This is a genomic window from Halorubrum sp. FL23, from assembly GCF_052439115.2.
In the GTDB taxonomy this organism is placed as follows: Archaea; Halobacteriota; Halobacteria; order Halobacteriales; family Haloferacaceae; genus Halorubrum; species Halorubrum persicum.
In genome coordinates this window covers 32,158-53,935 of sequence record NZ_JBQVRO020000006.1, presented here as the reverse complement: position 1 = coordinate 53,935, position 21,778 = coordinate 32,158, and the positions used below count along the sequence as shown (strand labels likewise).

At 69.1% G+C, this 21,778-nt stretch carries 21 protein-coding genes and 1 tRNA gene; 10 read left to right on the top strand and 12 right to left on the bottom strand.

The window, feature by feature from the left end; all coding sequences use genetic code 11:
- Nucleotides 1-156 precede the first annotated feature (156 nt).
- Nucleotides 157-639, top strand: coding sequence for an Lrp/AsnC family transcriptional regulator (locus tag ACT4MF_RS09010; RefSeq protein WP_099255210.1), 483 nt, complete (start codon nucleotides 157-159; stop codon nucleotides 637-639).
- A 53-nt stretch (nucleotides 640-692) separates the two neighbouring features.
- Here the strand turns inward: ACT4MF_RS09010 and gatE are convergent, their stop codons facing one another.
- The 3 genes from gatE to ACT4MF_RS08995 form a co-directional block, all read right to left on the bottom strand.
- Nucleotides 693-2,576 (bottom strand): Glu-tRNA(Gln) amidotransferase subunit GatE, encoded by a 1,884-nt coding sequence (gene gatE / locus ACT4MF_RS09005; protein ID WP_444682487.1) that lies wholly within the window; start codon nucleotides 2,574-2,576, stop codon nucleotides 693-695.
- Nucleotides 2,577-3,000: 424 nt separating this feature from the next.
- Entirely contained in the window at nucleotides 3,001-3,288 is a 288-nt protein-coding gene (locus tag ACT4MF_RS09000) for a hypothetical protein (protein ID WP_444682488.1), read from the bottom strand.
- Nucleotides 3,289-3,507: 219 nt separating this feature from the next.
- Nucleotides 3,508-3,592: transfer RNA gene (locus ACT4MF_RS08995), tRNA-Leu, on the bottom strand.
- Nucleotides 3,593-3,753: 161 nt separating this feature from the next.
- Here ACT4MF_RS08995 and ACT4MF_RS08990 point away from each other — a divergent pair.
- Both ACT4MF_RS08990 and ACT4MF_RS08985 read left to right on the top strand, forming a co-directional pair.
- Nucleotides 3,754-4,314: a DUF420 domain-containing protein gene (locus ACT4MF_RS08990; RefSeq protein ID WP_444682489.1), complete on the top strand. Its 561-nt coding sequence runs from the start codon at nucleotides 3,754-3,756 to the stop codon at nucleotides 4,312-4,314.
- A gap of 60 nt (nucleotides 4,315-4,374) precedes the next feature.
- Nucleotides 4,375-4,881 (top strand): metal-dependent hydrolase, encoded by a 507-nt coding sequence (locus ACT4MF_RS08985; RefSeq protein WP_444682490.1) that lies wholly within the window; start codon nucleotides 4,375-4,377, stop codon nucleotides 4,879-4,881.
- Nucleotides 4,882-4,887: 6 nt separating this feature from the next.
- Here ACT4MF_RS08985 and ACT4MF_RS08980 read toward each other — a convergent pair whose 3' ends face one another.
- The 5 genes from ACT4MF_RS08980 to ACT4MF_RS08960 all read right to left on the bottom strand — a co-directional run bounded on the left by ACT4MF_RS08980 (nucleotide 4,888) and on the right by ACT4MF_RS08960 (nucleotide 11,904).
- Nucleotides 4,888-5,610, bottom strand: a complete 723-nt coding sequence (locus tag ACT4MF_RS08980; RefSeq protein WP_444682491.1) for a halocyanin domain-containing protein — start codon at nucleotides 5,608-5,610, stop codon at nucleotides 4,888-4,890.
- A gap of 109 nt (nucleotides 5,611-5,719) precedes the next feature.
- The gene (gene purF / locus ACT4MF_RS08975) at nucleotides 5,720-7,219 is read right to left on the bottom strand and encodes an amidophosphoribosyltransferase (protein WP_444682492.1); all 1,500 of its coding nucleotides are present in this window, start codon (nucleotides 7,217-7,219) and stop codon (nucleotides 5,720-5,722) included.
- Nucleotides 7,220-7,410: 191 nt separating this feature from the next.
- Nucleotides 7,411-7,794, bottom strand: a complete 384-nt coding sequence (locus ACT4MF_RS08970; RefSeq protein WP_099255198.1) for a DUF5820 family protein — start codon at nucleotides 7,792-7,794, stop codon at nucleotides 7,411-7,413.
- A gap of 82 nt (nucleotides 7,795-7,876) precedes the next feature.
- Nucleotides 7,877-10,057 (bottom strand): ribosome rescue protein RqcH, encoded by a 2,181-nt coding sequence (gene rqcH, locus ACT4MF_RS08965; protein WP_444682493.1) that lies wholly within the window; start codon nucleotides 10,055-10,057, stop codon nucleotides 7,877-7,879.
- Between the two features lie 98 nt (nucleotides 10,058-10,155).
- Nucleotides 10,156-11,904, bottom strand: coding sequence for a tRNA uridine(34) 5-carboxymethylaminomethyl modification radical SAM/GNAT enzyme Elp3 (locus ACT4MF_RS08960; RefSeq protein WP_444682494.1), 1,749 nt, complete (start codon nucleotides 11,902-11,904; stop codon nucleotides 10,156-10,158).
- 87 nt (nucleotides 11,905-11,991) lie between these two features.
- Here ACT4MF_RS08960 and ACT4MF_RS08955 point away from each other — a divergent pair, with 87 nt between their 5' ends.
- From ACT4MF_RS08955 to ACT4MF_RS08945, 3 genes are all read left to right on the top strand, one after another.
- Complete coding sequence (locus tag ACT4MF_RS08955; RefSeq protein WP_444682495.1) at nucleotides 11,992-13,506, top strand: DUF790 family protein; 1,515 nt, start codon at nucleotides 11,992-11,994, stop codon at nucleotides 13,504-13,506.
- Between the two features lie 84 nt (nucleotides 13,507-13,590).
- Complete coding sequence (locus ACT4MF_RS08950) at nucleotides 13,591-14,124, top strand: DoxX family protein (RefSeq protein ID WP_099255203.1); 534 nt, start codon at nucleotides 13,591-13,593, stop codon at nucleotides 14,122-14,124.
- Between the two features lie 13 nt (nucleotides 14,125-14,137).
- Entirely contained in the window at nucleotides 14,138-14,395 is a 258-nt protein-coding gene (locus ACT4MF_RS08945) for a hypothetical protein (protein ID WP_245851582.1), read from the top strand.
- Nucleotides 14,396-14,467: 72 nt separating this feature from the next.
- Here ACT4MF_RS08945 and ACT4MF_RS08940 read toward each other — a convergent pair whose 3' ends face one another.
- Together ACT4MF_RS08940 and ACT4MF_RS08935 are read right to left on the bottom strand one after the other, a co-directional pair.
- Complete coding sequence (locus ACT4MF_RS08940) at nucleotides 14,468-15,028, bottom strand: DUF7122 family protein (RefSeq protein WP_444682496.1); 561 nt, start codon at nucleotides 15,026-15,028, stop codon at nucleotides 14,468-14,470.
- Entirely contained in the window at nucleotides 15,025-15,978 is a 954-nt protein-coding gene (locus tag ACT4MF_RS08935; RefSeq protein ID WP_444682497.1) for an RsmB/NOP family class I SAM-dependent RNA methyltransferase, read from the bottom strand. Before ACT4MF_RS08935 ends, ACT4MF_RS08940 begins: the two co-directional genes overlap by 4 nt.
- A gap of 95 nt (nucleotides 15,979-16,073) precedes the next feature.
- Between ACT4MF_RS08935 and ACT4MF_RS08930 the strand changes: the two genes are divergently transcribed.
- Nucleotides 16,074-16,814 (top strand): proteasome assembly chaperone family protein, encoded by a 741-nt coding sequence (locus tag ACT4MF_RS08930; RefSeq protein WP_444682498.1) that lies wholly within the window; start codon nucleotides 16,074-16,076, stop codon nucleotides 16,812-16,814.
- Between the two features lie 29 nt (nucleotides 16,815-16,843).
- Here ACT4MF_RS08930 and ACT4MF_RS08925 read toward each other — a convergent pair whose 3' ends face one another.
- Both ACT4MF_RS08925 and ACT4MF_RS08920 read right to left on the bottom strand, forming a co-directional pair.
- On the bottom strand, nucleotides 16,844-18,181 hold the full coding sequence (locus tag ACT4MF_RS08925; RefSeq protein WP_444682499.1) for an isochorismate synthase: 1,338 nt from the start codon (nucleotides 18,179-18,181) through the stop codon (nucleotides 16,844-16,846).
- Between the two features lie 64 nt (nucleotides 18,182-18,245).
- Entirely contained in the window at nucleotides 18,246-18,878 is a 633-nt protein-coding gene (locus ACT4MF_RS08920; protein WP_444682500.1) for a molybdopterin-dependent oxidoreductase, read from the bottom strand.
- Between the two features lie 235 nt (nucleotides 18,879-19,113).
- Between ACT4MF_RS08920 and ACT4MF_RS08915 the strand changes: the two genes are divergently transcribed.
- The 3 genes from ACT4MF_RS08915 to ACT4MF_RS08905 all read left to right on the top strand — a co-directional run bounded on the left by ACT4MF_RS08915 (nucleotide 19,114) and on the right by ACT4MF_RS08905 (nucleotide 21,758).
- Nucleotides 19,114-19,329 (top strand): DUF7120 family protein, encoded by a 216-nt coding sequence (locus tag ACT4MF_RS08915; protein WP_004045951.1) that lies wholly within the window; start codon nucleotides 19,114-19,116, stop codon nucleotides 19,327-19,329.
- Nucleotides 19,330-19,559: 230 nt separating this feature from the next.
- Nucleotides 19,560-19,838 carry a UPF0058 family protein gene (locus tag ACT4MF_RS08910; RefSeq protein WP_444682501.1) on the top strand — a complete coding sequence of 93 codons (279 nt, stop codon included), beginning with the start codon at nucleotides 19,560-19,562 and terminating at the stop codon, nucleotides 19,836-19,838.
- Between the two features lie 93 nt (nucleotides 19,839-19,931).
- Nucleotides 19,932-21,758 carry a rhomboid family intramembrane serine protease gene (locus tag ACT4MF_RS08905; RefSeq protein WP_444682502.1) on the top strand — a complete coding sequence of 609 codons (1,827 nt, stop codon included), beginning with the start codon at nucleotides 19,932-19,934 and terminating at the stop codon, nucleotides 21,756-21,758.
- The last annotated feature ends 20 nt before the right edge of the window (nucleotides 21,759-21,778 follow it).

The following is a 21,778-nucleotide window of genomic DNA, read 5'->3' as shown; positions in this document are numbered from 1 at the left end:
ATAGTTAAACTATTCTCCCGGATCACCCCATATTGGAAATGAACAATCACACATACGAATCTAATGCGACTTGCCTTCGAAAGGGGCGGCTATTTTGAATCTGGATACAAGTATATCGGTCGTAATATATAACAGACCATCACGCGAACGGGAGGTATGGACGAGCGCGACGTGCGGCTGTTGAAGGCGATCTCGGACCTCGGCACCGGGAGCCCCGAGCGGCTCCACGAGGAGACCGACATTCCGGTGTCGACGATCCACTACCGGCTGAACAACCTCCGCGAGGACGGCGTGATCGAGAACGACCTGTACGACCTCGACCACGAGGCGCTCGGGCTCGGCGTCACCGTGATCGTCGAGGTGCTCGCGGACTACGAGGGCCCCTACGAGGAGTTCGCGGAAGAGTTGCTCGCGGTGGAGGGGGTGACCGAGGCGTTCTTCACGATGGGCGAGACCGACTTCGTCGTCCTCGCGCGGCTCTCCTCGTCGGACACCGTCGAACGGCTCATCAGCGACTTCGAAGCGATCCCCCAGGTCGAGCGCACGAACTCGACGTTCACGATCGCCACCCTGCGCGACGAGCCCCGCGCGCCGGCGACGTACGACCTCGACACCCTGATCGCGGAGCTAACCGACTGAGAGAACAGCGTGCGGCCGGCGCGACGCCCCGCGCTCGGACTCGAACGCGGCGCCTACGACCGCTTCCCGATCTCTTCGCGGAGCACGTCGGAGACGACCTCGCCGTCGGCCTTCCCGCGGAGCGCGCCCATCGCTTCGCCCATGAGCCCGGAGAACGCGCCCATCCCCTCCTCTTCGATCTGGTCCGCGTTCCGCTCGACGACTTCCACCACGGCCTCCCGAACTTCGGCCTCGCTCACGCCTGACAGGCCCGCCTCCTCGACCGCCTCGGCCGCCGACAGCGACGGGTCCTCCGCGAGCGTCGTCAGCACTTCGGGAACCCCTTCCTTCGCGAGGTCGCCGTCCTCGACGAGCGCGAACAGGTCGAGGAAGTGGTCGTCGGTCAGGTTCTCGACGGGCGCCCCGTCGCGGCGGATCTCCGTCGTCGTCGACTCCAGCGTCGACGCGGCGAAGGTGGGGTCGACGCCGCGGTCGACCGCGGTCTCGAACAGCGGGAAGCGCTGGCCGAACGCGACCTGCTCGGCGAGGCCGGCGTCGAGGCCGAACTCGTCGGCGTACCTGTCGGCCTTCTCGTCGAGCAGCTCCGGGCGGTCCACGTCGGACGGGTCGGGTTCGACCGGCGGCACGTCCGTCTCGGGGTACATCCGCGCCGCGCCCGGCAGCGGCCGGAGGTAGCGGGTGGTGCCGTCGTCGTTCGCGCCGCGGGTCTCCTCGGGGACGCCCTCGATGGCGGTCTCGGCGCGGTCGGCCGCCGCCTCGATCGCGAGGTCGGCGGTCTCCGGGTCGGCGGCGACGATGGCGACCGCGTCGTCCTCGCCGGCGCCGACCGCGTCGCGCAGGGCGGCGACCTCCTCGTCCGTGACGCCGTACGCCGGCAGCTCGTCGGTGTGGAAGATGCCGCCCGCGCCGTGGCGCTTCGCGTGGTCGGACAGCTCCGTACCGAGCCGGCGGTCCGGCTGGATCTCGCGCCCGACGAGCCCGTCGAAGCCGAACAGCGGGACCGCCGTCACCTTTCCGCCCGAGTCGAGCGCGCCGCGGATGACCCCCGACTCGGTGTCGGCGAAGGTGTCGGTCACGTCCCGCACGTCGCCGACGCTCGCGTCTCGCTCGCGGAGTTCGTCGCGGATGTCGAGGAGCTCGGCCTGCCGCCCGACCTCGCCGCGGACGATGTCCTCGATCCCCTGGAGGTCCTGGACGCCCTTCACCTCCACGCGGGCGCCGTCGGCGATGGAGACGTTCACGTCCTGTCGGATCGTGCCGAGCCCGCGCTTGACCGCGCCGGTCGAGCGGAGCAGCATTCCGATGCGCCCGGCGGCCTCGCGAGCGCCCTCGGGGGTTCGGATGTCCGGCCCCGTCCCGATTTCGACGAGCGGGACGCCGAGCCGGTCGAGCGAGTAGACGACGCCCTCCTCGGTCTCCTCGACCCGCTTCGCCGACTCCTCTTCGAGCATGAGGTCCGCGATCGACACGCGCCCCTCGCTCGTCTCGATCTCGCCCTCCTGACCGAGCAGGATCGAGCGCTGGAAGCCGGAGGTGTTCGAGCCGTCGATGACGAGCTTCCGCATGACGTGGGCCTGGTCGACGACGGAGATGTCGAGCAGGTCGGCGATCTGAAGCGCCACGGCGAGCGCCTCGTCGTCGACGCGCCGAGGCGGCTCGTCGTCCTCCTCGACGAGGCAGGTCGTGTCGTACGCGAGGTAGGTGAACTCGCGGTCGACGCGGCTCTCCTCCATCGCGGCGTCGTCGAGTTCGCCGAGTTCGCTCTTCGTCGGGTGGAGTTTGCGGGTGATCTCGCGGTCGGCCTCCTCGGGGTCGCGTTCGGCGGTCGGGGAGTCGCAGAACAGCTTCGTCGCCGTGTCGAGCTGCTGGTGGATCTCCAGCCCGGCGACGAGCCCCAGCTCCTCGTAGTCGTACTCGGGGGTCGCGTCCGTACTCATTACGCCTCACTCCGGCGGCACGGGACTAAAAGGGTGGCAGTTCGCGCGGCGAGGTGGGACCGGAATGTGGACGCCGCGACCAGAGGCCTCGCCGTGATTTATAAATGACTGACGCGGTGGCGCGCGCCTCCGAGCGCCCTGATAAGGGCGCGAGGAGCGCGTGCGAGGGAGTCGGCCGACCGAAGGGAGGCCGACGAGGCTGGGGAGGCGTGAGGTGCGGTTGCGGTGCTGTGCGGGGCGGGACTCAAAGGGGCAGTCGCGAGGGCGAAGCCCGACGACGTAAGCACTGGAAGGAGCGAACGGAGAGAGCGACTGAAGCGCGCAGCGAGTCGCGCGAGTCCTCGCGACTGGGGCTTTGGAAGGTTTTCCGGCGATCTGCTAGCAGCGGCTTATAAGCGAGTGGCTGGGCGACGCAGGGAGAAACCTAACGCAGCCAGACGCCTGCGAACGTCGCAACGACGCCAGCGATCAACGGTGAGGCGTTCACAACTACTCCCTCCGCCTCAGTCGGTGCCGCGATAGTGGGGAGGAGTTCAGTGATCAAGTCGATAGTTGGTGTTCCGAGAAACGGAGCAAAAAACGTGTAGAAGCCGAGGATACCGAGTCCAAACAGCGTGTAAGCGACACCGTTGAGGACAAAGCCACTGATACGCTGGGAGAGGCTGGTGGTAGCTGTGGGTGCTGCCTCAGCGTTATTATTGTCTTGATTCATCGACGATATGTCGGTTGCTGTGTCGGATAGTCAATAAGTCCTCCGGCGATAAACACAACAGGGCTGCAGCGGCGCAGTGGAGACTTACCAACATAGTCAGTGTGACCGACGACATAGTCACGCTAGAGACAGTACTGTTAGAGTAGCGGTCGGGAGGAATTATGCGTGGGTGCTGTCGTAGAGACAACACCGTGCATCGTGGGGGTGTGCCCCGTGCGATGCGTGGGACCGGATTTGAACCGGCGGACCTCTACAGGACAGCGCCCTCAACGCTGCGCCGTTGGCCTGGCTTGGCTACCCACGCTCGCGGTGTTCTGTCGCATCTCCACGTACCCTTCCCCTAATTAAAAGCCCTTCCATTCGGGGAGGCCGTGTCGAAGGTTCCCATCGATCGAGAGAGACACGCCGACGAACCGATCGGTCGGAACCGGCACGCGTTTGGGAGTGGCGTCCGTCGTGACTTCCATGTCCGAGTGGGCCCGCGAGAACGTCCCGTTGCTGACCGCCCTCCTGTCAGTCGTCGCGCTCGCGCTCGTGTTCGGCGCCGTCGGCGGCGCGATTCCGAGCGGCGTGCTCCCGCGCGCGAGCGACGCGGTCCTCGGCGCGCTTCCGCACCTCAACGCCGCGATATCCGCGACCGCGATCGCCACCATCCTGCTCGGCTGGCGGGCGATCTCGCGCGGGAACGTCGCCCGACACCGAGGGTTCATGCTCTCGTCGTTCGGGCTGTTCGTCGCGTTCCTCCTCAGCTACCTCTACCGGCTGATCCTCGTCGGGACCGTCGAGTTCCCCGGCCCGGAGACGGTGTACACGTACGTCTACCTCCCGTTTCTGGCCGTTCACATTCTGCTCGCGATCGCCTGCGTCCCGTTCGTCTTCTACGCGCTGCTGCTCGCCGCCACCCGCCCGTACGAGGATCTGTACCACACCCGACACGCACAGGTCGGCGCCGTCGCCGCGGTGCTCTGGCTGATCTCCTTCACGATGGGGATCGGTGTGTACGTCATGTTGTACCACGCGTTCTGAGGCGTCCCTTCCCGACCCGGCCGACGAAGGTTGAAGCCCTCGTCGGCCGTACGAACCGACGTGTTATTCCCGACCCACATCCTCGTCGCCGTCGGAATACGCCGGCTGGCGGACCACCCGCCGGTCAGCCGGCGGCTTCCGGGGGCCGCCGCGCTCTCGGCGGGCGGGCTGGTCGTCGGGGCCGCGCTCCCGGACATCGTCGACAAGCCGCTCGGCGCGCTCGGGATCCTCGACGTTTACCAGTCGGTCGGCCACTCCCTCCTGCTCGCGCCCCTTGCGGTCGCCCTCGCCGTGAGACACCGACACGGGATGGCGGTCGCCGTCGGCTGGGGGTCGCACCTCGCGCTCGACGCGTTCCACGTCGCGGTCAACGGACGAGCGAACGACGCGCTGTTTCTCCTGTGGCCGGTCGTCTCGCGGGCCGACCCGCTCGCGCTGCCGCCGATCGAGTTCGCGCGGTTCTACGTCCCGACCCCGTCGTTTTACGTCGAGCTCGGGCTGTGGCTGGCGGCCATCTTCGCCGTGGTGAACTCGCGGCTCGGTCCCGATGAGGAAGTCGGTCGGTGACCCGGTCTACTCGTCGCTCGCCATCTTGTGGGCGGCGTAGAACAGCGGGACGAGCAGCGCGCCGGCGAAGCCGAAGCCGAGCGCGAGCGCACCGATGTCGTTTGCGCTGAGGTCGCGACCGGCGGACTCGCTGTCGCCGCCACTGCCGTCGCCGCCGTCTCCTCCGTCACCGCCGTCGCTCCCGTCGCCGCCGTCCCCGCCGTCGCTCCCGTCGCCGCCGTCCCCGCCGTCACCGCCGTCACCGCCGGGCGTCACGAGGTCGTCGTCGACCGATCCGACCGCGACCGCGCCCTTCATCCCCACCGCCTCGTGGGGCTCGCAGAGGTAGTTAAACGTGTCTCCGTCCGCGGCGTCGTCGAAGGTGTACTCGAAGGTGGTCCCCTCCTCGCTGACCGTCTCGCCGCTGTCGAACGTCCCGTCCTCGGCGACGACGTTGTGCGCGCCGCCCTGCCCGGTCCACTCCCACACGACCGTCGTCCCGGGGTCGATCAGGATCGCCGCCGGTCCGAACTTGAGGCCGTCGACCGCGCCGACGGCGACCGTGACCTCGTCCTGCCCGGTGTAGTCGTGGGTGCCGTCGTAGTTGTCGACGTCGTCCAGCCAGCCGTCGTACTGGGCGGCCGCCCCGCCGGACCCGGCGGCGAGGCCCGTTGCGACGGCGGCCCCCGCGGCGCCGGCCCTGAACAGTCCGCGGCGACTCATCGTCGTCTCGTCGGCGTCGGATGTCATACGCGTACCTCCCGGCGTGGGCGTATTTAAATTCCCGATTCCGCCGCCGCGCGGTGAGAATGCAGCGGTCGCGGACGGAGCGCGTGCGAGACGCGGGACCGGAACCGGATCAGTCGTCGGCCGGGGTCGCGTCGGACACAGTGCCGTCGACGGCGCGGTCCATCTCCTCGCCCGTCACGTCGAACGGGTACTCGCCGGTGACACACCCGAGACAGAGGTCCGCGCGGCTCTCGCCGAGCGCCTCGGCGACGGCGTCGATCGAGAGGTACGACAGCGAGTCGGCACCGACCTCCTCGCGGATCTCCTCGGTGGAGGCGTCGGCGGCGATCAGCTCCTCGCGGGTCGCCATGTCGATCCCGAAGTAGCAGGGAGCGACGATCGCCGGCGCGCCGATCCGGAGGTGGACTTCCTCTGCGCCCGCCTCGCGGACCAGCTCGACGAGCTGGGTCGAGGTCGTCCCCCGCACGATCGAGTCGTCGATGATGGTGACCGACTTCCCCTCGACGGTCGATCTGATCGGGTTGAGCTTCAGTCGGACGGCGCGCTCCCGCTCGTCCTGCGTCGGCATGATGAACGTCCGACCGACGTAGCGGTTCTTCATCAGCCCCTCGGCGAACTCGATGCCGGCGTCCCCCTCGGGGCGGGGCTCGCCCTCCGCAGTCGTCTCGCCGGCGGCGTCGGCGTAGCCGGAGGCGAAGGCCCGCCCGGAGTCCGGGACGGGCATCACCACGTCCGACTCGGTGCCGGACTCCTCCCAGAGCTTCCGACCGAGCTTCCGACGCACCTCGTACACGAGGTTCTCGTCGATCACCGAGTCGGGGCGTGCGAAGTAGACGTGTTCGAAGAAGCAGTGGGCGGTCGACTCGCGCTCGACGAGCTGATAGGTGTCGTAGCCGCTCCCGTCGGGGTCTAACACGACCAGTTCGCCCGGGCGAACGTCGCGGATCAACTCCCCGTCGAGGGTGTCGATCGCGGCCGACTCGCTGGCGAGGACGTAGCCGCCGTCGATCTTCCCGAGGCAGAGCGGGCGGTTCCCGAGCGGGTCGCGCACGCCGAGCACCGTGTCGTCGTGGGTGATCGCCAGCGAGTAGGAGCCGTGGATGCGGTTCATCGTGTGTTTGACCGCGCGGACGAGGTCCTCTTCGAGGAGGTTGCGCGCGAGGTCGTGGGCGATCACCTCGGTGTCGCCGTCGGAGGTGAACGCGTGGCCCGCCGCCGCGAGTTCCTCGCGCACCTCGTCGGCGTTGACGAGGTTCCCGTTGTGCGAGAGCCCGAGCGATCCCGACTTAAAGGAGACGGAGAAGGGTTGCGCACAGCTCTTGTCGAGGCTGCCGGCGGTCGGATACCGGACGTGCCCGATCCCCGTGCCGCCCGACAGCGACTCCAGGTTCCCCTCGTCGAACGCGTCGCCGACGAGCCCGCGCTCGACGTGGCTGTGCTGTTGGAACCCGTCGTGCGTGACGATCCCCGCGGACTCCTGTCCCCGGTGTTGGAGCGCGTACAGCGCGTAGTACAGCGGTCGCGCGGCCTCGCGGTCAGCGAGCGAGACGCCGACGACGCCGCACTTTTCTCGCGGCTCGTCGACGGTGTTGTCCCCACCGGCTTGCATATACACCTCGGTGGGGCGTGAGTCGATAAAAACCCTCGTGTTCGTGGCACAATCACCCGTTTAAAACGCAAAAGTGTTCACATACTTGGATCGCTCGGGGGAGAACCCCGACGCAGCAGCGACCTCATCGCTTCGACGATGACCTACGCCGACCGCGCCAGACACCCTCAACCACGACCGACCGCGACGCGTTATTCCCCGCCGACGTACTCGTCTAACCGATCGAAGTACTCCTCGCGCGGCACCTGATAGGCGGCTCGGTAGTCAACGTCGCCGGCGGCGAACCGCCCCGCTACGTCGACGGCGGCGGCCGCGCCGGCCTCGCGGCTCTCGTGCGTCTCCGAGACTGCCTCGATCTCGGGCTCCAAGAAGAGGACGACGTGCCACTCCTCGGTGGCGTACTGGCCCGATCCGGGACGGGCGTTGCGAGCCCCGTTCGTCAGGTAAATCGTCGGGAGACACTCGGCCGGGAGGTCGTCGCCGCCGAAGACGTCCGGGCGGTACACGAGGATCGCCCGGCCGCTCGGCTCCTCGTTCCACACCCGCCAGCCGTCCGGCAGCGCCTCGAAGCTCATGGGCGGAGTCGGGGGCGGAGGCTTGAAAGGGTCGCGCTCCGGGCGGCGGAGGCTCTCCGGTCTCGACGACTGGAGGGCCGCCTCAGTCGACGATATCGGAACCGCCCGGCGGCAGGAACTCCTGCAGCTGGTCGGCGCTCGCCACCTTCCGTACGAACGACGTGTCGGCGAATCGCCCCTTCAGCTCGCGGTACACCATCATCGCGGCGTCGTTCTGGGCGTACATCCCCGGCTCCACCGTGACGCTCGTCGCCGCGCGGTCGACGATCGCAGAGGGCGGCCCGCCGATGGCGCGCGTGACGGGCTCGCACTGGACGCCGACGGCGACCCGGCAGGGCACGTCCTCGAAGTAGGTGCGGTCGCCCCGGATCACGAAGCTCCCCTTCTCGATGTACTCGCCGCTCTCGGGCGTCTTCGACACCTGATCGGGATCGACCATGTACGCGTCGCCGGCGCCGCGCCCGTCCTTCCAGTCGGACGAGTAGGAGACCGCGAACTGCGCGGCCTCCCGCAGGGTCGCCTCCGAGAAGTCGACCGGGTCGGCCGACTCAGAGGGCCCGGCGGCCTTCAGGAGCGTCACCGGTCCCCCGTGCGCCTGCGTGTGGAAGAACCGGTCGTGTTTACCCATATACTTCTTGACGAGCTCCTCGTTCTGGTCGGCGTTGCGCCCGCCGATGACGAGGTACCCCGTCGAGGTCCGGAACCAGCGGAACCGCTCGAACCAGTCGTCGGGGCTCCGGATCGGGATGGAGGACCGCGAGAGCCAGTCGGTCTCGTACTCCTCCTCCTCCTCGCTCTCGTCGGTGTCGTTGCTCCCGTCGTCGGCCGCCGCGTTCGCCTCCCACTCGGCCTTTCGCTCCTTGACCGCCTCGAGCTCTCGCCGGGTCGACTCGATCGCCTCCATCGCGCCCTCCTTTTTCCCCTCGATCCGCTTGGCCTCCTGATAGAGGCGGTCGGCGTTCACCTCGACGCCCGCGCTCGCGTCGAGTTCGACGCGGACCGAGCCGCCGTCCTCGTCGTCGAGCGCGACCGTCACCGTCCCCTCCCCGCCGTCGACGTCGACGACGGCCTCCGCCGCGGGGATCCCCCGCTCGGCGCCGGCGTCGAGGGTCTCCGCGATCTCCTCCCACGGGACCTCGTTCTCGCGGGCCTCCTGCACCGTCGAGAGCACCTCGTCGACGAGGTCGTAGTTGGCGTACAGCAGCTCCGCGCGCTCGCGCTCCGCCTCCGCCTGCTCCTCGAACCCCTCGATCGCCCCCTGCTGCTGTTCGATGATCCGCTCCTGTTTCGCGATCTCCTCCTCGAAGTCGGGGCGGGACGGGCTGGCGTCTGTGGGGGCCTCGCCCGCGTCGGACTCCTCGTGTTCGAGCCGGTAGAAGTACTCGTCGACGGCGGCGTTAAACGAGTCGAAGCCGACGCTCGGGACCCCCTCGTGCTCCGAGAGCGGGAAGGGCGTCACGTCGACGACGCGGGGGTCGCGCTCCTCGCTCTCGGCGTCGGATCCGTCGTCGAGCGCCTCCTCGTACACCCGCGGGTCGACGTCGCCCGAGCGAAGCCGCTCGCCGATCCGGGAGAGCGCGTCGTGGAGCGCGCTGAGCTGGTCGTCGGTGGCCTCGTCGATGGGCGTCTCCTTCTCGACGCCGGCGCGGGTACACACCTCCTCGGCGTAGAGCCCGCCGAGGTTGAGCTGCGTGGCGAGGGTCCGAACCACGTCGCTGTCCGACTCCCGCATGTGGCGTTTGAATCCGCCGAGGCTCACGTCCAGGGGATTGAGCCGCGAGGCGGGGTACTCGTACTGCGCGCCGGGCGCGACCGTCCGGGACTTGAGCCGGACCGTCGACAGCGCCCCGACGACCTCGCCGGTCTCGTCGAGCGCGGCGACGTTCCCCTGGCCGAACAGCTCGGCGACGATCGCCGTGTTCTGGTCCTCGCGCTCGAACTCGAAGGTGAGGATCCGGTCGAACTCGTACTGCTCGACGCCCGCGAAGTCGGCGCCGGACAGCCGGTTTCGGAGCATCTTCGCGAAGTTCGGCGGGCGGCCGGGCGCGTCCGCGACGTGGTCCGCGTCGGCGACGTGCGCGCGCTTGATGTCGCCCACCTCGATCATGAGCTCCACTCGTCCGCGGTCGAAGTCGCGAAGCTTCAGCCGGAGCAGGTCGTCGTCGTAGAGGTACGCCTTGTCGACCTTCGCGCCCTCGTACCGATTGAGCTCGGTGACGAGCGCGCCGAGGTCGATGCTCGACAGCTCCCGCTTCTGGTCCATACTCCATGGAGACAGCCGGCCCGGAAAAAGGCGTGTCGTTGTGACGGCGGGGCGTCGACCGTGAGACCGCCGCGGCGAGGGCGGTCGGTCCGGGCGCGCTACAGCCGCTTCGACACGTACGGCCCGTCCTGGTGGTAGCCGAGCTTGTTCCGGTAGTACTCGCGGGCGCCGATCCCGGAGATGATCGCCATCTTCCGGTAGCCGGCGTCCCGGGCCAGCTCCTCGGCGCGTTCGAGGAGCCTCGTGCCGTACCCCTGGTGTTGCCAGTCGCCGTCGCCGCCGATGGCGACCTCGCTGCCGTACACGTGGAGTTCGCGGATCAGCGCGGCGTCCTCCAGCTCGCGGCGGATCGCGTCGTCCTCGGTGCCGGGGGCACCGGGCTGGTCGGGCGCGAAGGAGGGGAACCGCAGGCGACAGAAGCCGACGAGCAGGTCGCGGACGGGGTCCTCGAACGAGATGAAATGCTCCGTCCCGCCGCCGGCCTCGTACGTCATCACGTCGAGCACCACGTCGTCCGGGTCCGGATCGGCGTCGTTGTGGCCGACCTCGCGGGCGCGGATGTCGCGCTGAGTGATCCCCTTCTCCTCGGCCCGCTGGTCGGCGAGCTGACGGAGGTTCGACTTCCAGACGCCGCCCTCGATGAAGTCGGCGGGGATGTCGCGCTGGACGCGCTGGAGCCGCGTGTACTTCGGGATGTGGTCCATCGCCTCGGCGACCACGTCGGCCGCCTCCTCGTTCGAGAGCGGCTCGAACTCGTCGCTGTGCCACCGGTCGTACACCCGGGTCCCCTCGACGACGAGGGTCGGGTAGATCTTCAGGTAGTCCGGGCGCCAGTCGGGGTTCTCGAAGATCTGGCGGAAGTCCTCGATACACATCTCCCGCGTCATGCCCGGCTGACCCGGCATCATGTGGAAGCCGACCTTGAACGCGGCGTCGCGCAGCCGGCGGTTGGCGTTCCGCGAGGCCTCGTTGCCGTGACCGCGGTGCATCTCGCGGTTGATCCGCTCGTAGGTGGTCTGGACGCCGACCTCGACTTTGGTCCCGCCGAGATCGAGCATGCGGTCGATCTGCTCCGGATCGCACCAGTCCGGCTTCGTCTCGAAGGTGGTGCCGATGTTGCGGATCTCGTTGGTCTCGTTCGTGGCGATCACGTCCTCCAGATACTCGAACTCGGTCTCCTCGGGGGCGGGCGCGAACGACTCCCCCTCCGCCGGTTCGGGCTCTTTGTCGAGGTCGTAGTCGTTCATCGCCTGCAGCGCGCGCTTGACGAACCACTCCTGGTAGTCGTGCGAGCGCGCCGTCATCGTCCCGCCCATCAGGATGAGCTCCACCTTGTCGACCGGGTGGCCGATCTTCCGGAGCTGTTCGAGCCGGAGGGTGACCTGCCCGTACGGGTCGTAGTCGTTCTGCTCGCCCCGGGCCGCGGCCGGCTCGTGGCCCGTGTACGACTGCGCCGAGGAGAACTCGGAGGCCGGCCCGCCCGGACAGTAGAGGCACTTCCCGTGCGGACAGAGCTTCGGCGACGTCATGATCGCGACCGGCGAGACGCCGGACGCGGTCCGGACCGGCTTCCGCTGCACGACCTCGATCACGTCGTCGCGGTGCTCCGCGGGCGCGTGATCGAGGATGTCGGTGTTCTTCGGCACTTTCGGCGAGGAGAACTTCGAGCAGGCGTCGAGCTTGGCGGACTCGAGGTCGTCGCGGTCGATCTCCCCCGCGAGGATCCGGTCGACGAGGTGCTCGCAGGTCCGGACGAAGGACTCGGGCTCGTCGCTCCCGGAACTCCCGCCCCCGTCCTCGCCGCCCTCACCGCCGGCGTCCGCGTCACTCGCCGCGTCGGTACTCATTACGCTTCGATCGACGGGTTTCGGAGTTAAGCGTGTCGCACCGGGAGAACCGGCCGGTTTTAGGCCGGGGATCGCGTAGCCGCCGCCGTGTTACGCAAGGACCTCCTGCGCGTCTCGCGAGCCGGGGGCGGCTATCGCCCGCGCTTCGCGACCCGCGAGCACCGCCCGCTCGCGGCGCGGGTGCTCGGGACCTTCGAGTCCCACGTCGGGGAGCGGCGCGGCGACCTCGACGACGCGCTGACGGCGCTGGAGGCCGACGCCGCCGAATCCGGCGGCGACTTCAAGCTCGTTCGGGGACTCGCGGCGCTCGTGGAACGCGAGTGCGGCTTCGAGACGCGGGCGCCGGTCCCGCCGCGTCGCGTCCGGCGGGCCGCGTTCGAGGCCGCGGAGGCCGTGGGGGTCGCGAGCGAGGCCGAGCGCGAGACGGCGATCGACCGCGCCGCCGACGCCCTCGGGATCGACCGCGCCGACGTGGAGGCGTCGCTGTACGCCGACCGCGCCGTCAACGAGGTCCTCGTCGACGCCGACGTGCGGTGGGACCCGGACACCCTCCTCGAACAGTACGACCTCTCGCTCGCGCAGACCGCCCTCTTCGACGCCACCGAGGTCCGCGTCCGATCGAACGACCCGAAGCGGCTCGTCTCGGCGGTCAAGCGGCTCCGGCTGATGTACGAGATCGAAACGACGCATGAGGGGCGCGAACTGGTGGTGACGGGACCGGACGCGCTGTTCTCTCGCACCCGGCGCTACGGGACCGCGTTCGCGCGACTGCTCCGGACCGTCGCGGCATCCGCAGAGTGGGAGCTGACGGCGACGATCGACGACCGCGGCCGCGAGCGCACCATGCGCCTCTCCGACGGTGACGTGACGGTGCCGGGCGTCGAGCCGGTCGCGGAGCCCGACTTCGACAGCGGGGTCGAGGCCGACTTCGCCGGGCGGTTCCGCGGGCTCGACCTCGACTGGACCCTGGTCCGGGAGCCGGAGCCGCTCGAGACCGGGACCCGGGTGATGATCCCCGACTTCGCGTTCGACTACGACCACGCCGACTTCCGGCTGTTCTTCGAGGTGATGGGGTTCTGGACCCCCGAGTACGTTGAGAAGAAGCTCGGCCAGCTCGCGGACGTGGAGGACGTGGACCTGCTGGTCGCCGTCGACGAGAGCCTCGGCGTCGGCGAGGAGATCGCCGCGCGCGACCACCGCGTCGTGAGCTACACCGGGACCGTCCGGGTGAAGGAGATCGTCGACGTGCTCCGCGAGTACGAGGCCGAGTTCGTCGCCGACGCGGCCGCCGACCTCCCCGAGTCGCTGTCGCCGGACGCGGACGCGATCGCGCTCGCCGACCTCGCCGACGAACACGCCGTGAGCGTCGAGGCGATCGAGGGGAAATCCTTCCCGGACCACGAGCGAATCGGTCGCACGCTCGTGCGGCCGGCGGTGCTGGAGCGCGTCGGCGAACGGCTGGAGGCCGGGATGTCGCTCTCGACGGCCGAGACCGTGCTCGACGAGTACGGGCTCGACGACGCGAGCGCCGCGCTCTCCCGGCTCGGCTTTCGGGTGGAGTGGGAAGGTCTCGGCGGCGGGACGGTGACGCGGAAAGAGTAGAGTGCCGATTGCGGATTACTCTTATACGGGAACGAAGGGAGTTTTATATATTTTGACAATACTGATTACTGATCGGGGCAACCCATGGTTACGAATATCCGGACACAGTTGCTCGGCAGAGACGTATCGTTCCCGGTAGAGGAGTCGCGATTCGCCTACTGGCTCGTTTTACTGCGGCTGATCGTCGGGTGGTGGTTCCTCCACGCGGGGCTCGACAAGTTCCTCGCGTGGCCGTTCGACGCGAGCTGGTTCGTGGGCGGCGCGGCGGCACAGACGAGCCTCGGGCCGGTAGTTACGCTGTTCTCGGACGGGATCTTGCTATCGTTCACCAACGTCATGGTCCCGCTCGGGCAGACGCTGATCGGACTGGGACTGATCGTCGGGGCGCTGACGCGGCTCGCCGCGTTCTTCGGCGCGTTCCTGATGACGTTCTTCTACTTCATCAACGGCGAGACCGGCGGCTGGGCGCACGGCGTGATCACCGGTGACCTGCTGGGGCTACTGATATTCGCGATGATCGCGACGCTCGGTGCCGGGCGCGTGCTCGGCGTCGACGCGTACCTCGCGAAGACATCGTTCGTCAGGGACCATCCGCGGCTGCGGTACTTCATCGGGTGACGAGGCCACAACAATGAGCGAACTCACAACAATGGAACGAGTCGGACTGTACGGCGGCGGAGCACTCCTCCTGATCGGCACGGTCGGGATGGGGCTGCTGGAGATCATCGCGGGAGCACCTCATCCGGTGTCGGGTGAAGGGCAGGTCGTCCACGAGACCCTGATCAGCCTCAGCATTCGGTCGTACACCATCCTACTCGGACTGGTGCTGCTGGCGGCGTACGGGATCAGCAACCTCGCTACCAAGCCGCCGAAAGACACCTCGATCTGAGGCGTGCAATCGAGCGAGATACCGACGGAGCTCGGCGCTCCGATGGGTGATTTTTTCAGAAGCCGAGGCCGGTCAGTCGACGACCGGCAGGTCCGCCCGACTCCCCTTCGGCACCACCGAGCGCAGCTCGTCGTAGAGGTAGAGCCCGACGCCGATCGGCGCCGGATCGCCGGCGACCTCGTGAGTCGCGATCAGGTACCCCCAGTCGCCGTCCCACGCCGGGAGGTCCTGGTCGTCGCCCGCGACGAACCGCGAAGCCTGCTCGGGGTCGAGCTCGATCACGTTCGTCGTCGCGTGGCCCCCGAATCGGGTGGCCGCGCGGGTCGTCGGCTTCCAGTGCTCCTGTCGCGTCCGGAGGAACGTCATCCCGATCGCCTCCACCGCGCTGGGGTCGGTCGCCTCGCCGTTGAAGATCCAGACCTTCCCCGCGCCCTTCTCCCAGAAGCTGTACGCCTCGAAGACGCTCGGGTCGATCCCGAACCGCTCCTCGAACCAGTCGAGCACCTCGCGCCGGCTCGCGCGCCCCTCGACCTCGCGGTCGGCGGGGGTCTCGGGGAGGCGGTCGAAGCGCTGTCCGTCGTTGGTGGGTGCGGGGGCGTCCGCGTCGCCGGCGGAGCCGGTGTCGTCGCTCATACCCCCACCTCCGCGGCGCGGTCGCTCGCTCCGTCCTCGTCCGCGCCGCCGACGCGCAGCTTCGCACAGAAGAACCCGCCCGTGTCGTTGTGGTGCGGGTAGACGCGGTGTGCGCGCGTCACCGACTCGTCGTAGGTCTCGCCGTCCCACTCCGTGACGCCGGGAACCGTGTCGAGGGGGAGATCGAAGGCGACGAGCTCGCAATCCTCCTCGCCGAGCACGTGGTCGAGCACCGCCTCGTTCTCCTCCGGAGCGAACGTGCAGGTGGAGTAGACGACGGTGCCGCCGGGGCGGGTCGCCTGCACGGCGCGCGCGAGGATCCCCTTCTGGATCCCGGCGACGGCGTGGACGTGATCGAGCGTCCACTGGTCGACCACGTCCGGGTTCTTGCGGCAGGTACCCTCACAGGAGCAGGGGGCGTCGACGAGGGCGCGGTCGAACTCGTCGAACGCGAGCGGCTTCGTCGAGAAGTTGCGCGCGTCCTGGTTCGTGACGATCGCGTTCGTGATTCCGAGGCGCTCGGCGTTGTGCCGGAGCGCGGAGAGCCGCCCGAGGTTGTTGTCGTTGGCGACGACCGTCCCCTCGTCGTCCATGGCGTCGGCGATCTGGGTGGTCTTGCTCCCGGGCGCCGCGCAGGCGTCCCAGACGCGCTCGCCGGGCCGCGGATCGAGCGCGAGCCCCGGCAGCACCGACACCTCCTCCTGCCCGTGGGTCCAGCCGTGGACGTACGGCCAGTTCCCGCCGGGGTTGCCGTCCGGAAGCCGGAAGAGGCCGTCGTGCCAGTCGACGGGCTCGTACGCCACCCCCTCGTCGTCGAAGGCCTCGCGGACGCGGGCCGGCGAGGCCGCCATCTCGTTCACGCGGACGACCGACGGCAGCGACCGGTCACAGGCCGCGCGGAACGCCGCCGCGTCGTCGACGAGCGGCTCGTACCGCTCTAACGGATTCATGACCCCTCTTGCGCGGCGGATGGTTAGTCGGTTTCGGGACGGCGGTGCCCTCCTCGCGCCCCACCTTTAGGTCGCTGCCCGGAGTACGGGAGCGTATGGCACGCATCTCCGTCCTCGACGAGGAGGTATCGCTCGACGAGCCGACGCTGGTGGAAGGGTTCCCGGGCGTCGGACTCGTGGGGAAGATCGCGACCGACCACATGATCGAGGCCCACGAGATGACACACTACGCGAACGTCCACTGCGACGGGCTCCCGCGCGTGGCCGTCTACCGGGAGTCGCAGCCGTCACTGACGACGCCGGTGCGGCTGTACGCCGACCCCGAACGCGACCTCGTCGCGCTCCGCAGCGACGTGCCGGTGAAGCCCGGCGCGGCCACCGAGGTCGCCGGCTGTCTCGACGACTGGTTCGGAGAGACGCGCGCGTTCCCCGTCTTCCTCTCCGGGCTGGGCCGCGAGAAGGACGAGACGCCGCCCGACCTGTACGGCGTCGCGACCGGGAGCGGCAGCGACGCGCTCGAGCGCACGGCTGTCGGGGCTCCGCCGGAGTCGGGGCTCGTCTCCGGGCCGACCGGCGCGATGCTCTCGGAGTCGCTGGAGCGCGGCCGCGACGCGGTCGGACTCATCGTCGAGTCGGACCCGCAGTTCCCCGACCCGGAGGCCGCCCGGATCCTCATTCAGGACGGCATCGACCCGATCGCCGGGACGGAGACGCCCACCGACGGCCTCGTCGAGCAGGCGACCGAGATCCGGGACGCGAAGCAGGCGTTCGCGAAGCGGATGCAGGAGGCGACGGAGGAGAGCTCGCAGGCGGAGCCGCTGAAGATGTTCCAGTAGCGGCCCGAATGCCGACCGGAGGCAGATCGTCAGCGTTCGCCTTCCAGCTCGTCGAGGATCGGCCGGTACTTGAGCTGGACCTCGTCCCACTCGCGGTCCGGGTCGGAGTCGGCGACCAGGCCGACGCCGGCGAAGAGGGTGGCGCGACGAGCGGTCGTCACCGCGGACCGGATCGCGACCGCGAACGCGCCGTTGCCGGCGGCGTCGATCCAGCCGACCGGCGCGGCGTACCAGCCGCGGTCGAACGGCTCCGTATCGTGGATCGTTTCGAGCGCGCGGTCCGGCGGGAGCCCGCCGACGGCCGGGGTGGGGTGGAGCGCCTCGACGAGATCGAGGACGTGGCGGTCCGCGTTCAGTTCGGCCGTGATCGGGGTGTGGAGATGCTGCACCGTGGCGAGCCGCCGGACGCGTCGCTCGCCGGCAGAGATGGAGGCAGCGAACGGCTCCAGCTGCTCGCGAACGGTATCGGCGACGAGCTCGTGCTCGTGGACGTTCTTCGCGTCGTCGAGCAGCTCCTGTGCGAGCCACTCGTCTTCCGCCGGGGTCTCCCCGCGACCGGTGGTCCCCGCGAGCGCGTCGGTCTCGACGGTCCGGCCGCGCAGCGCGACCAGCCGCTCCGGCGTCGCGCCGAAGAAGGCGCTCCCGCCTGCGTCGGGCTCGAAGTAGTAGCGGTGGCAGTCCGGGTACTTCTCCGCGAGCCGGTCCAGCGTTGCCGCCCGCGGGAACGACGCGGCGAGGTCCGCCTCCAGCGCCTGTGCGAGCACGACCTTCCGGAGGCTGCCGCCGCGGATCCGTTCGACCGCGGCCTCGACGCTGTCGCGCCACGCCTCGCGGCTCGTCGTCCGGCGGGTCGCGGCGATCCCCGGTCGCGGCGGGCGGTCAGCGGAGGCCGCGAGGCCGGCGATCCGATCGCGTTCCTCGGCGAGCCGGGCTTCGACCGCGTCGGGGTCCGCGTCGTCGCCGACCGCGTTCACCGTGAGCCACGCGCCGTTGTCCGCGAACGTGACTTGCACGCGCGGGAGGACGAACCGGGCCTCGGGGAACGGCCCCCACGGGTCGCCGTCGCATCCGCCCTCGTGGAAAGCGAACCCGCCGAACAGCCGCGGGCGGGCGGCCTCGGTCCCCGCGTGGACGTCGCCGGTGTCGAACAGCTCGTCGGCCCCGGTCCGGATCGCTGCGAACCGGTCCGGGCCGCTCGCGGTCAGCGTCGCGGCCGCCCCGCTGGCGAGCACGAGCGCGTCGTCCGGCGCGTTCCACGCCGTCCGTGGCGCCGGCAGGGCGTCGAAGGCGGCCGCGAACGCGGGCCTCTCGATCCCGGTCGTGCGACTGACGAGGGTCGGCGCCGGGGACGAACGCACCCGTTCCATTGACCGTTGATCGGGTCCGAGGAACCTTTATCCTGACTATCGCAGTACCGGGCGTTCCGACGCGTTAGCTGTAGCGCTCCTCGTTCCAGGGGTTCGCGGTGTCGCTGTAGCCGCGCTTCTCCCAGTAGCCGAGCGCCTTGTCGGTGAGGAATTCGACGCCGGAGACCCACTTCGCCCCCTTATACGCGTACTTGTGCGGGGTGACGACGCGGATCGGGCCGCCGTGGTCGGCGGGCAGGTCGTCGCCGTCGAACCCGTACGCGAACAGCACGCCCTCGCGGGCGCACGCCTCCAGCGAGAGGTTCGTGGTGTAGCCGTCGAGCGCGTGGAACAGGACGTGGTCGGCGTCGTCGTGCACGCCCGCGCGATCGACGATCTCGCCGAACTCGACCCCGGTGAACGTGCAGTCGAACTTGCTCCAGCCGGTCACGCAGTGGAAGTCCTGCCGCTGAGTCGCTGCGGGGAGATCCCGGAACGCGGAGAGCGAATACCCGAGCGGGTTCTCGACCGCGCCCCAGACCTCGAACTCGAACGTCTCGGGGTCCCACGCCGGGGTGCCGCTCTTCGAGAGCACGGGGAAGCGGTCGGTCTCGCGCTGCCCCGGCGGGAGTCGATCGTCACCGTACTCGCGGTAGAGGTCGGTGAGGTCCTCGGGCGCGTCGGAGTCGGCGGCGTCGGCGGCGCCGGCGTCAGTCATGGGCATCCGTACGCGCCGGCGTCACGTATGAATGTCGTTCTCGCGAGAGCGGCCGACGAGTCGGGTCGGTGCCGCGGTGGTCTCACATGTTTGTAGAGGCGCAGGAGTTTCAGCATATAAAATAGACGTTTGGAATTCTAAAACAACACTTTCAACTTTACCCGAGTTCGGTTTCTAATACTCATAGCATCGACGCCACATTTATATACCCATTCCCATTACTCCCCAGCAGGAAATGCCACAAGTAGAGATAACCGTGCCGGAGCATCTGGAGATGCAGATCGCTCAGATGGTCGAGCAGGGAGAGTTCCTCAACCGCGAGGAAGCGGTCGAAGAGCTCCTGTCGACGGGGATAAAGGCGTTCAAGACGAGCGGTCCGAGAGACGACGAGGACTCCAGCGGGTTCGAGGACGAAGGCATGATGGGCCACGAAGACGAGTACGTCTTCTGAGCCGCTCCGGTCCTCCGGCCCGCTCGGACGAGGTCCAATCTGCCCCTCCGACGCCGGTTCACCCGCCGCGTTCCGGTTCGCCTCGTTCGCGCTTCGTCCCGCGTTTCGTCTTCGCGTCGCCTCCAAGTCGCTCCCAGGGGAGTGCGTTGCGAGCGGGACGCCGAAACGCTACAGAACCGTGCGTATACCCCTCAACAACGCTTAAAGGGCATACGCCCCGTATCAAGGGTATGCACAAAGACGAGCTCCTCGAACTCCACGAACAGATGGTGACGATCATGGAGCACTTTCGCAGCCACGAAACCGTGGACAGCTCGCTTTTCGACCCGTACGACGAGCTCGACGTCGACCCCTCCCACGTCCACAAATCGAAGAGCGAACACAAACACGCCGTGTTCGTCCTCGGCAACGCGCTCGCGAACGCGATGAGCGAAGACGAGTTCTCTCCCGCCGGGCGCGTCGGCAAGCGGATGGAGGAGCTCGCCGACGACGCCGAAAGCAAGATCTGAGCCGTCAGAAGCCCGACTGACTGCGATCGCCCGCGATCGGCGCGGTGGACGCCACCCGCGAACTCTTAAGCGCCCGGCCGTACCCTCATCCACATGCTCGCGGAGGCGCTCTCGTCCGACGCCGCTCATCTCGCCGCCGGCGGCGTCCTCATCGCCGTCGCGGTCGCGGTCGTGTATCTGACCGACAGACCGCGGGGCGCGTGGACGCGGAGGCTTCGCTCCCACCTCCTTCTCGGCGTCCCGTGGGGGACGCTCGTCGCGATCGCCGCGGTCGTCGCGGTGTACCTGTTCGTCCAGAGCGGACTGGAGAACCCGAACCGACCCATCGTGATCCCGTTCCGGTCGTGGTCGTACTTCTACCCGGAGGGGATGCTCTGGTCCGGGCTCGCGCACTCCGGGCGGGGCCACCTCACCGGGAACCTCCTCTCGACGCTCGTCGCCGGCGGGCTCGCCGAGTACGCCTTCGGACACTTCCCCGGCGGCCGCGCCGTCGACGACGGGGGCGAGTCGGACGACGGCACCCTGCGGGGGGCGTTGCCGTCGGTCCGATCGCTATCACGCTCTCTCAGATCGAGCGCCCGTGAGGCGCTCTCTCGCGAGTCGCTCTCCCGCGAATCGCTCGCCGAGAACCCTTACGTCCGGGCGTTCGTCGTCGTTCCGGGAGCGATGCTCTCGTTCGCCGTCCTCTCGTCGCTGTTCGCGCTGGGGCCGGTGATCGGGTTCTCGGGCGTGGTGTTCGCGCTCTGGGGGTTCGCGCTCGTGTTCCAGCCGATCGCGACGATCGCCGCGCTCACCGGTTCGACGCTGGTGGGCGTGACCTACGAGACGCTCCGCAATCCGGTCGTCGTGTCAGAGGCGAGCGGCTCGTACGGCGCGCCGAGCTGGGCGAACATCGCAATTCAGGGCCACGCGATCGGACTGATCGGCGGGATCCTCGCTGCGGTGTGGCTGATCCGGCGGCGCAGGAGCGCCGAGACCGAGCGGACCGACTCGCGCCCGCGGACGACCGCGCTGGTCGCGTTCGGGGCGGTCCTGCTGTTCGGCGCCTCCCGTCGGCTCTGGGCCGTCTACTGGTACCTCGGGAACGAGCGGTACGAGATGTACCGCGCGATCGGCCTCGGCCTGCTCGCGGTCCTCGCGGCGATCGTCGCGCTCGCTGTCGGCGGGCGCGACGAGCCGATCCGCCCGGAGTCGGCCGTACCGGAGCCCGAGTCGGTCAGGGAGGGGATCCGATCCGCGACCCCGGCGGCGGTCGGCCTCCTCCTGCTCGTCTCCGCGCTGGCGGTCGTGGCCGGACCGGGGATCGCGCCGAACCTCGTCGCCGTCGACGACGACGACCTCCCCGGCGATCCGATCGAGGTCGAGGGGTATCAGGTGACGTACGCCGAGAACGTCGAGGACCGAGTGGTGAGCGTCGTCGACGTGGAGGCGTTCGGTCGGTCGACGAGCGTCAACACCTCCGGGGTGATCGTGGCGAACGCCGACCGGGAGATCTGGACCACGGCGGTCTCGAAGGGGAACCTCGCCTTCTGGGGGTATCGCGCGATCGACGTGGGGGGGACGGGGTGGCGCGAGACCCTCTGGGTCCAGCGCACCGGATGGGTGGCGGCGAACGGCGGCCCGACCTACCGGGTGGACGCGGTGCGCAACGAGACGCGGTCGACGCTGTTCACCAGCGAGCCGGCGCGGGCGGAGCCGCGGATCGACGGACGGAACGTCACGGTGGCCGCCGTCGACGGGGGGTTCGAGCTGCGCGTCGAGAGCGGCGGAGAGTCCGAAACCGCCCCGCTCCCGGCAGCGAACGAGTCGGTGACGCTTCGGGGGGTCACGCTCGTCCGGGAGACCGACGCGGTGTTCGCCGAGCGGGGAGAGACGCGGGTGCGGATCGCGGAGCGAGAGCGGTACGAGGGAAGGCAGTAAGGCGGAAAGAGAGTGAGACG

Bases quoted from the DNA above. Each gene is read 5' to 3' on its own strand.
- ACT4MF_RS09010 (WP_099255210.1), top strand. From the start codon at position 157: ATGGACGAGCGCGACGTGCGGCTGTTGAAGGCGATCTCGGACCTCGGC.
- gatE (WP_444682487.1), bottom strand. From the start codon at position 2,576: ATGAGTACGGACGCGACCCCCGAGTACGACTACGAGGAGCTGGGGCTC.
- ACT4MF_RS09000 (WP_444682488.1), bottom strand. From the start codon at position 3,288: ATGAATCAAGACAATAATAACGCTGAGGCAGCACCCACAGCTACCACC.
- ACT4MF_RS08990 (WP_444682489.1), top strand. From the start codon at position 3,754: ATGTCCGAGTGGGCCCGCGAGAACGTCCCGTTGCTGACCGCCCTCCTG.
- ACT4MF_RS08980 (WP_444682491.1), bottom strand. From the start codon at position 5,610: ATGACATCCGACGCCGACGAGACGACGATGAGTCGCCGCGGACTGTTC.
- purF (WP_444682492.1), bottom strand. From the start codon at position 7,219: ATGCAAGCCGGTGGGGACAACACCGTCGACGAGCCGCGAGAAAAGTGC.
- ACT4MF_RS08970 (WP_099255198.1), bottom strand. From the start codon at position 7,794: ATGAGCTTCGAGGCGCTGCCGGACGGCTGGCGGGTGTGGAACGAGGAG.
- rqcH (WP_444682493.1), bottom strand. From the start codon at position 10,057: ATGGACCAGAAGCGGGAGCTGTCGAGCATCGACCTCGGCGCGCTCGTC.
- ACT4MF_RS08960 (WP_444682494.1), bottom strand. From the start codon at position 11,904: ATGAGTACCGACGCGGCGAGTGACGCGGACGCCGGCGGTGAGGGCGGC.
- ACT4MF_RS08950 (WP_099255203.1), top strand. From the start codon at position 13,591: ATGGTTACGAATATCCGGACACAGTTGCTCGGCAGAGACGTATCGTTC.
- ACT4MF_RS08945 (WP_245851582.1), top strand. From the start codon at position 14,138: ATGAGCGAACTCACAACAATGGAACGAGTCGGACTGTACGGCGGCGGA.
- ACT4MF_RS08940 (WP_444682496.1), bottom strand. From the start codon at position 15,028: ATGAGCGACGACACCGGCTCCGCCGGCGACGCGGACGCCCCCGCACCC.
- ACT4MF_RS08935 (WP_444682497.1), bottom strand. From the start codon at position 15,978: ATGAATCCGTTAGAGCGGTACGAGCCGCTCGTCGACGACGCGGCGGCG.
- ACT4MF_RS08930 (WP_444682498.1), top strand. From the start codon at position 16,074: ATGGCACGCATCTCCGTCCTCGACGAGGAGGTATCGCTCGACGAGCCG.
- ACT4MF_RS08925 (WP_444682499.1), bottom strand. From the start codon at position 18,181: ATGGAACGGGTGCGTTCGTCCCCGGCGCCGACCCTCGTCAGTCGCACG.
- ACT4MF_RS08920 (WP_444682500.1), bottom strand. From the start codon at position 18,878: ATGACTGACGCCGGCGCCGCCGACGCCGCCGACTCCGACGCGCCCGAG.
- ACT4MF_RS08915 (WP_004045951.1), top strand. From the start codon at position 19,114: ATGCCACAAGTAGAGATAACCGTGCCGGAGCATCTGGAGATGCAGATC.
- ACT4MF_RS08910 (WP_444682501.1), top strand. From the start codon at position 19,560: ATGCACAAAGACGAGCTCCTCGAACTCCACGAACAGATGGTGACGATC.
- ACT4MF_RS08905 (WP_444682502.1), top strand. From the start codon at position 19,932: ATGCTCGCGGAGGCGCTCTCGTCCGACGCCGCTCATCTCGCCGCCGGC.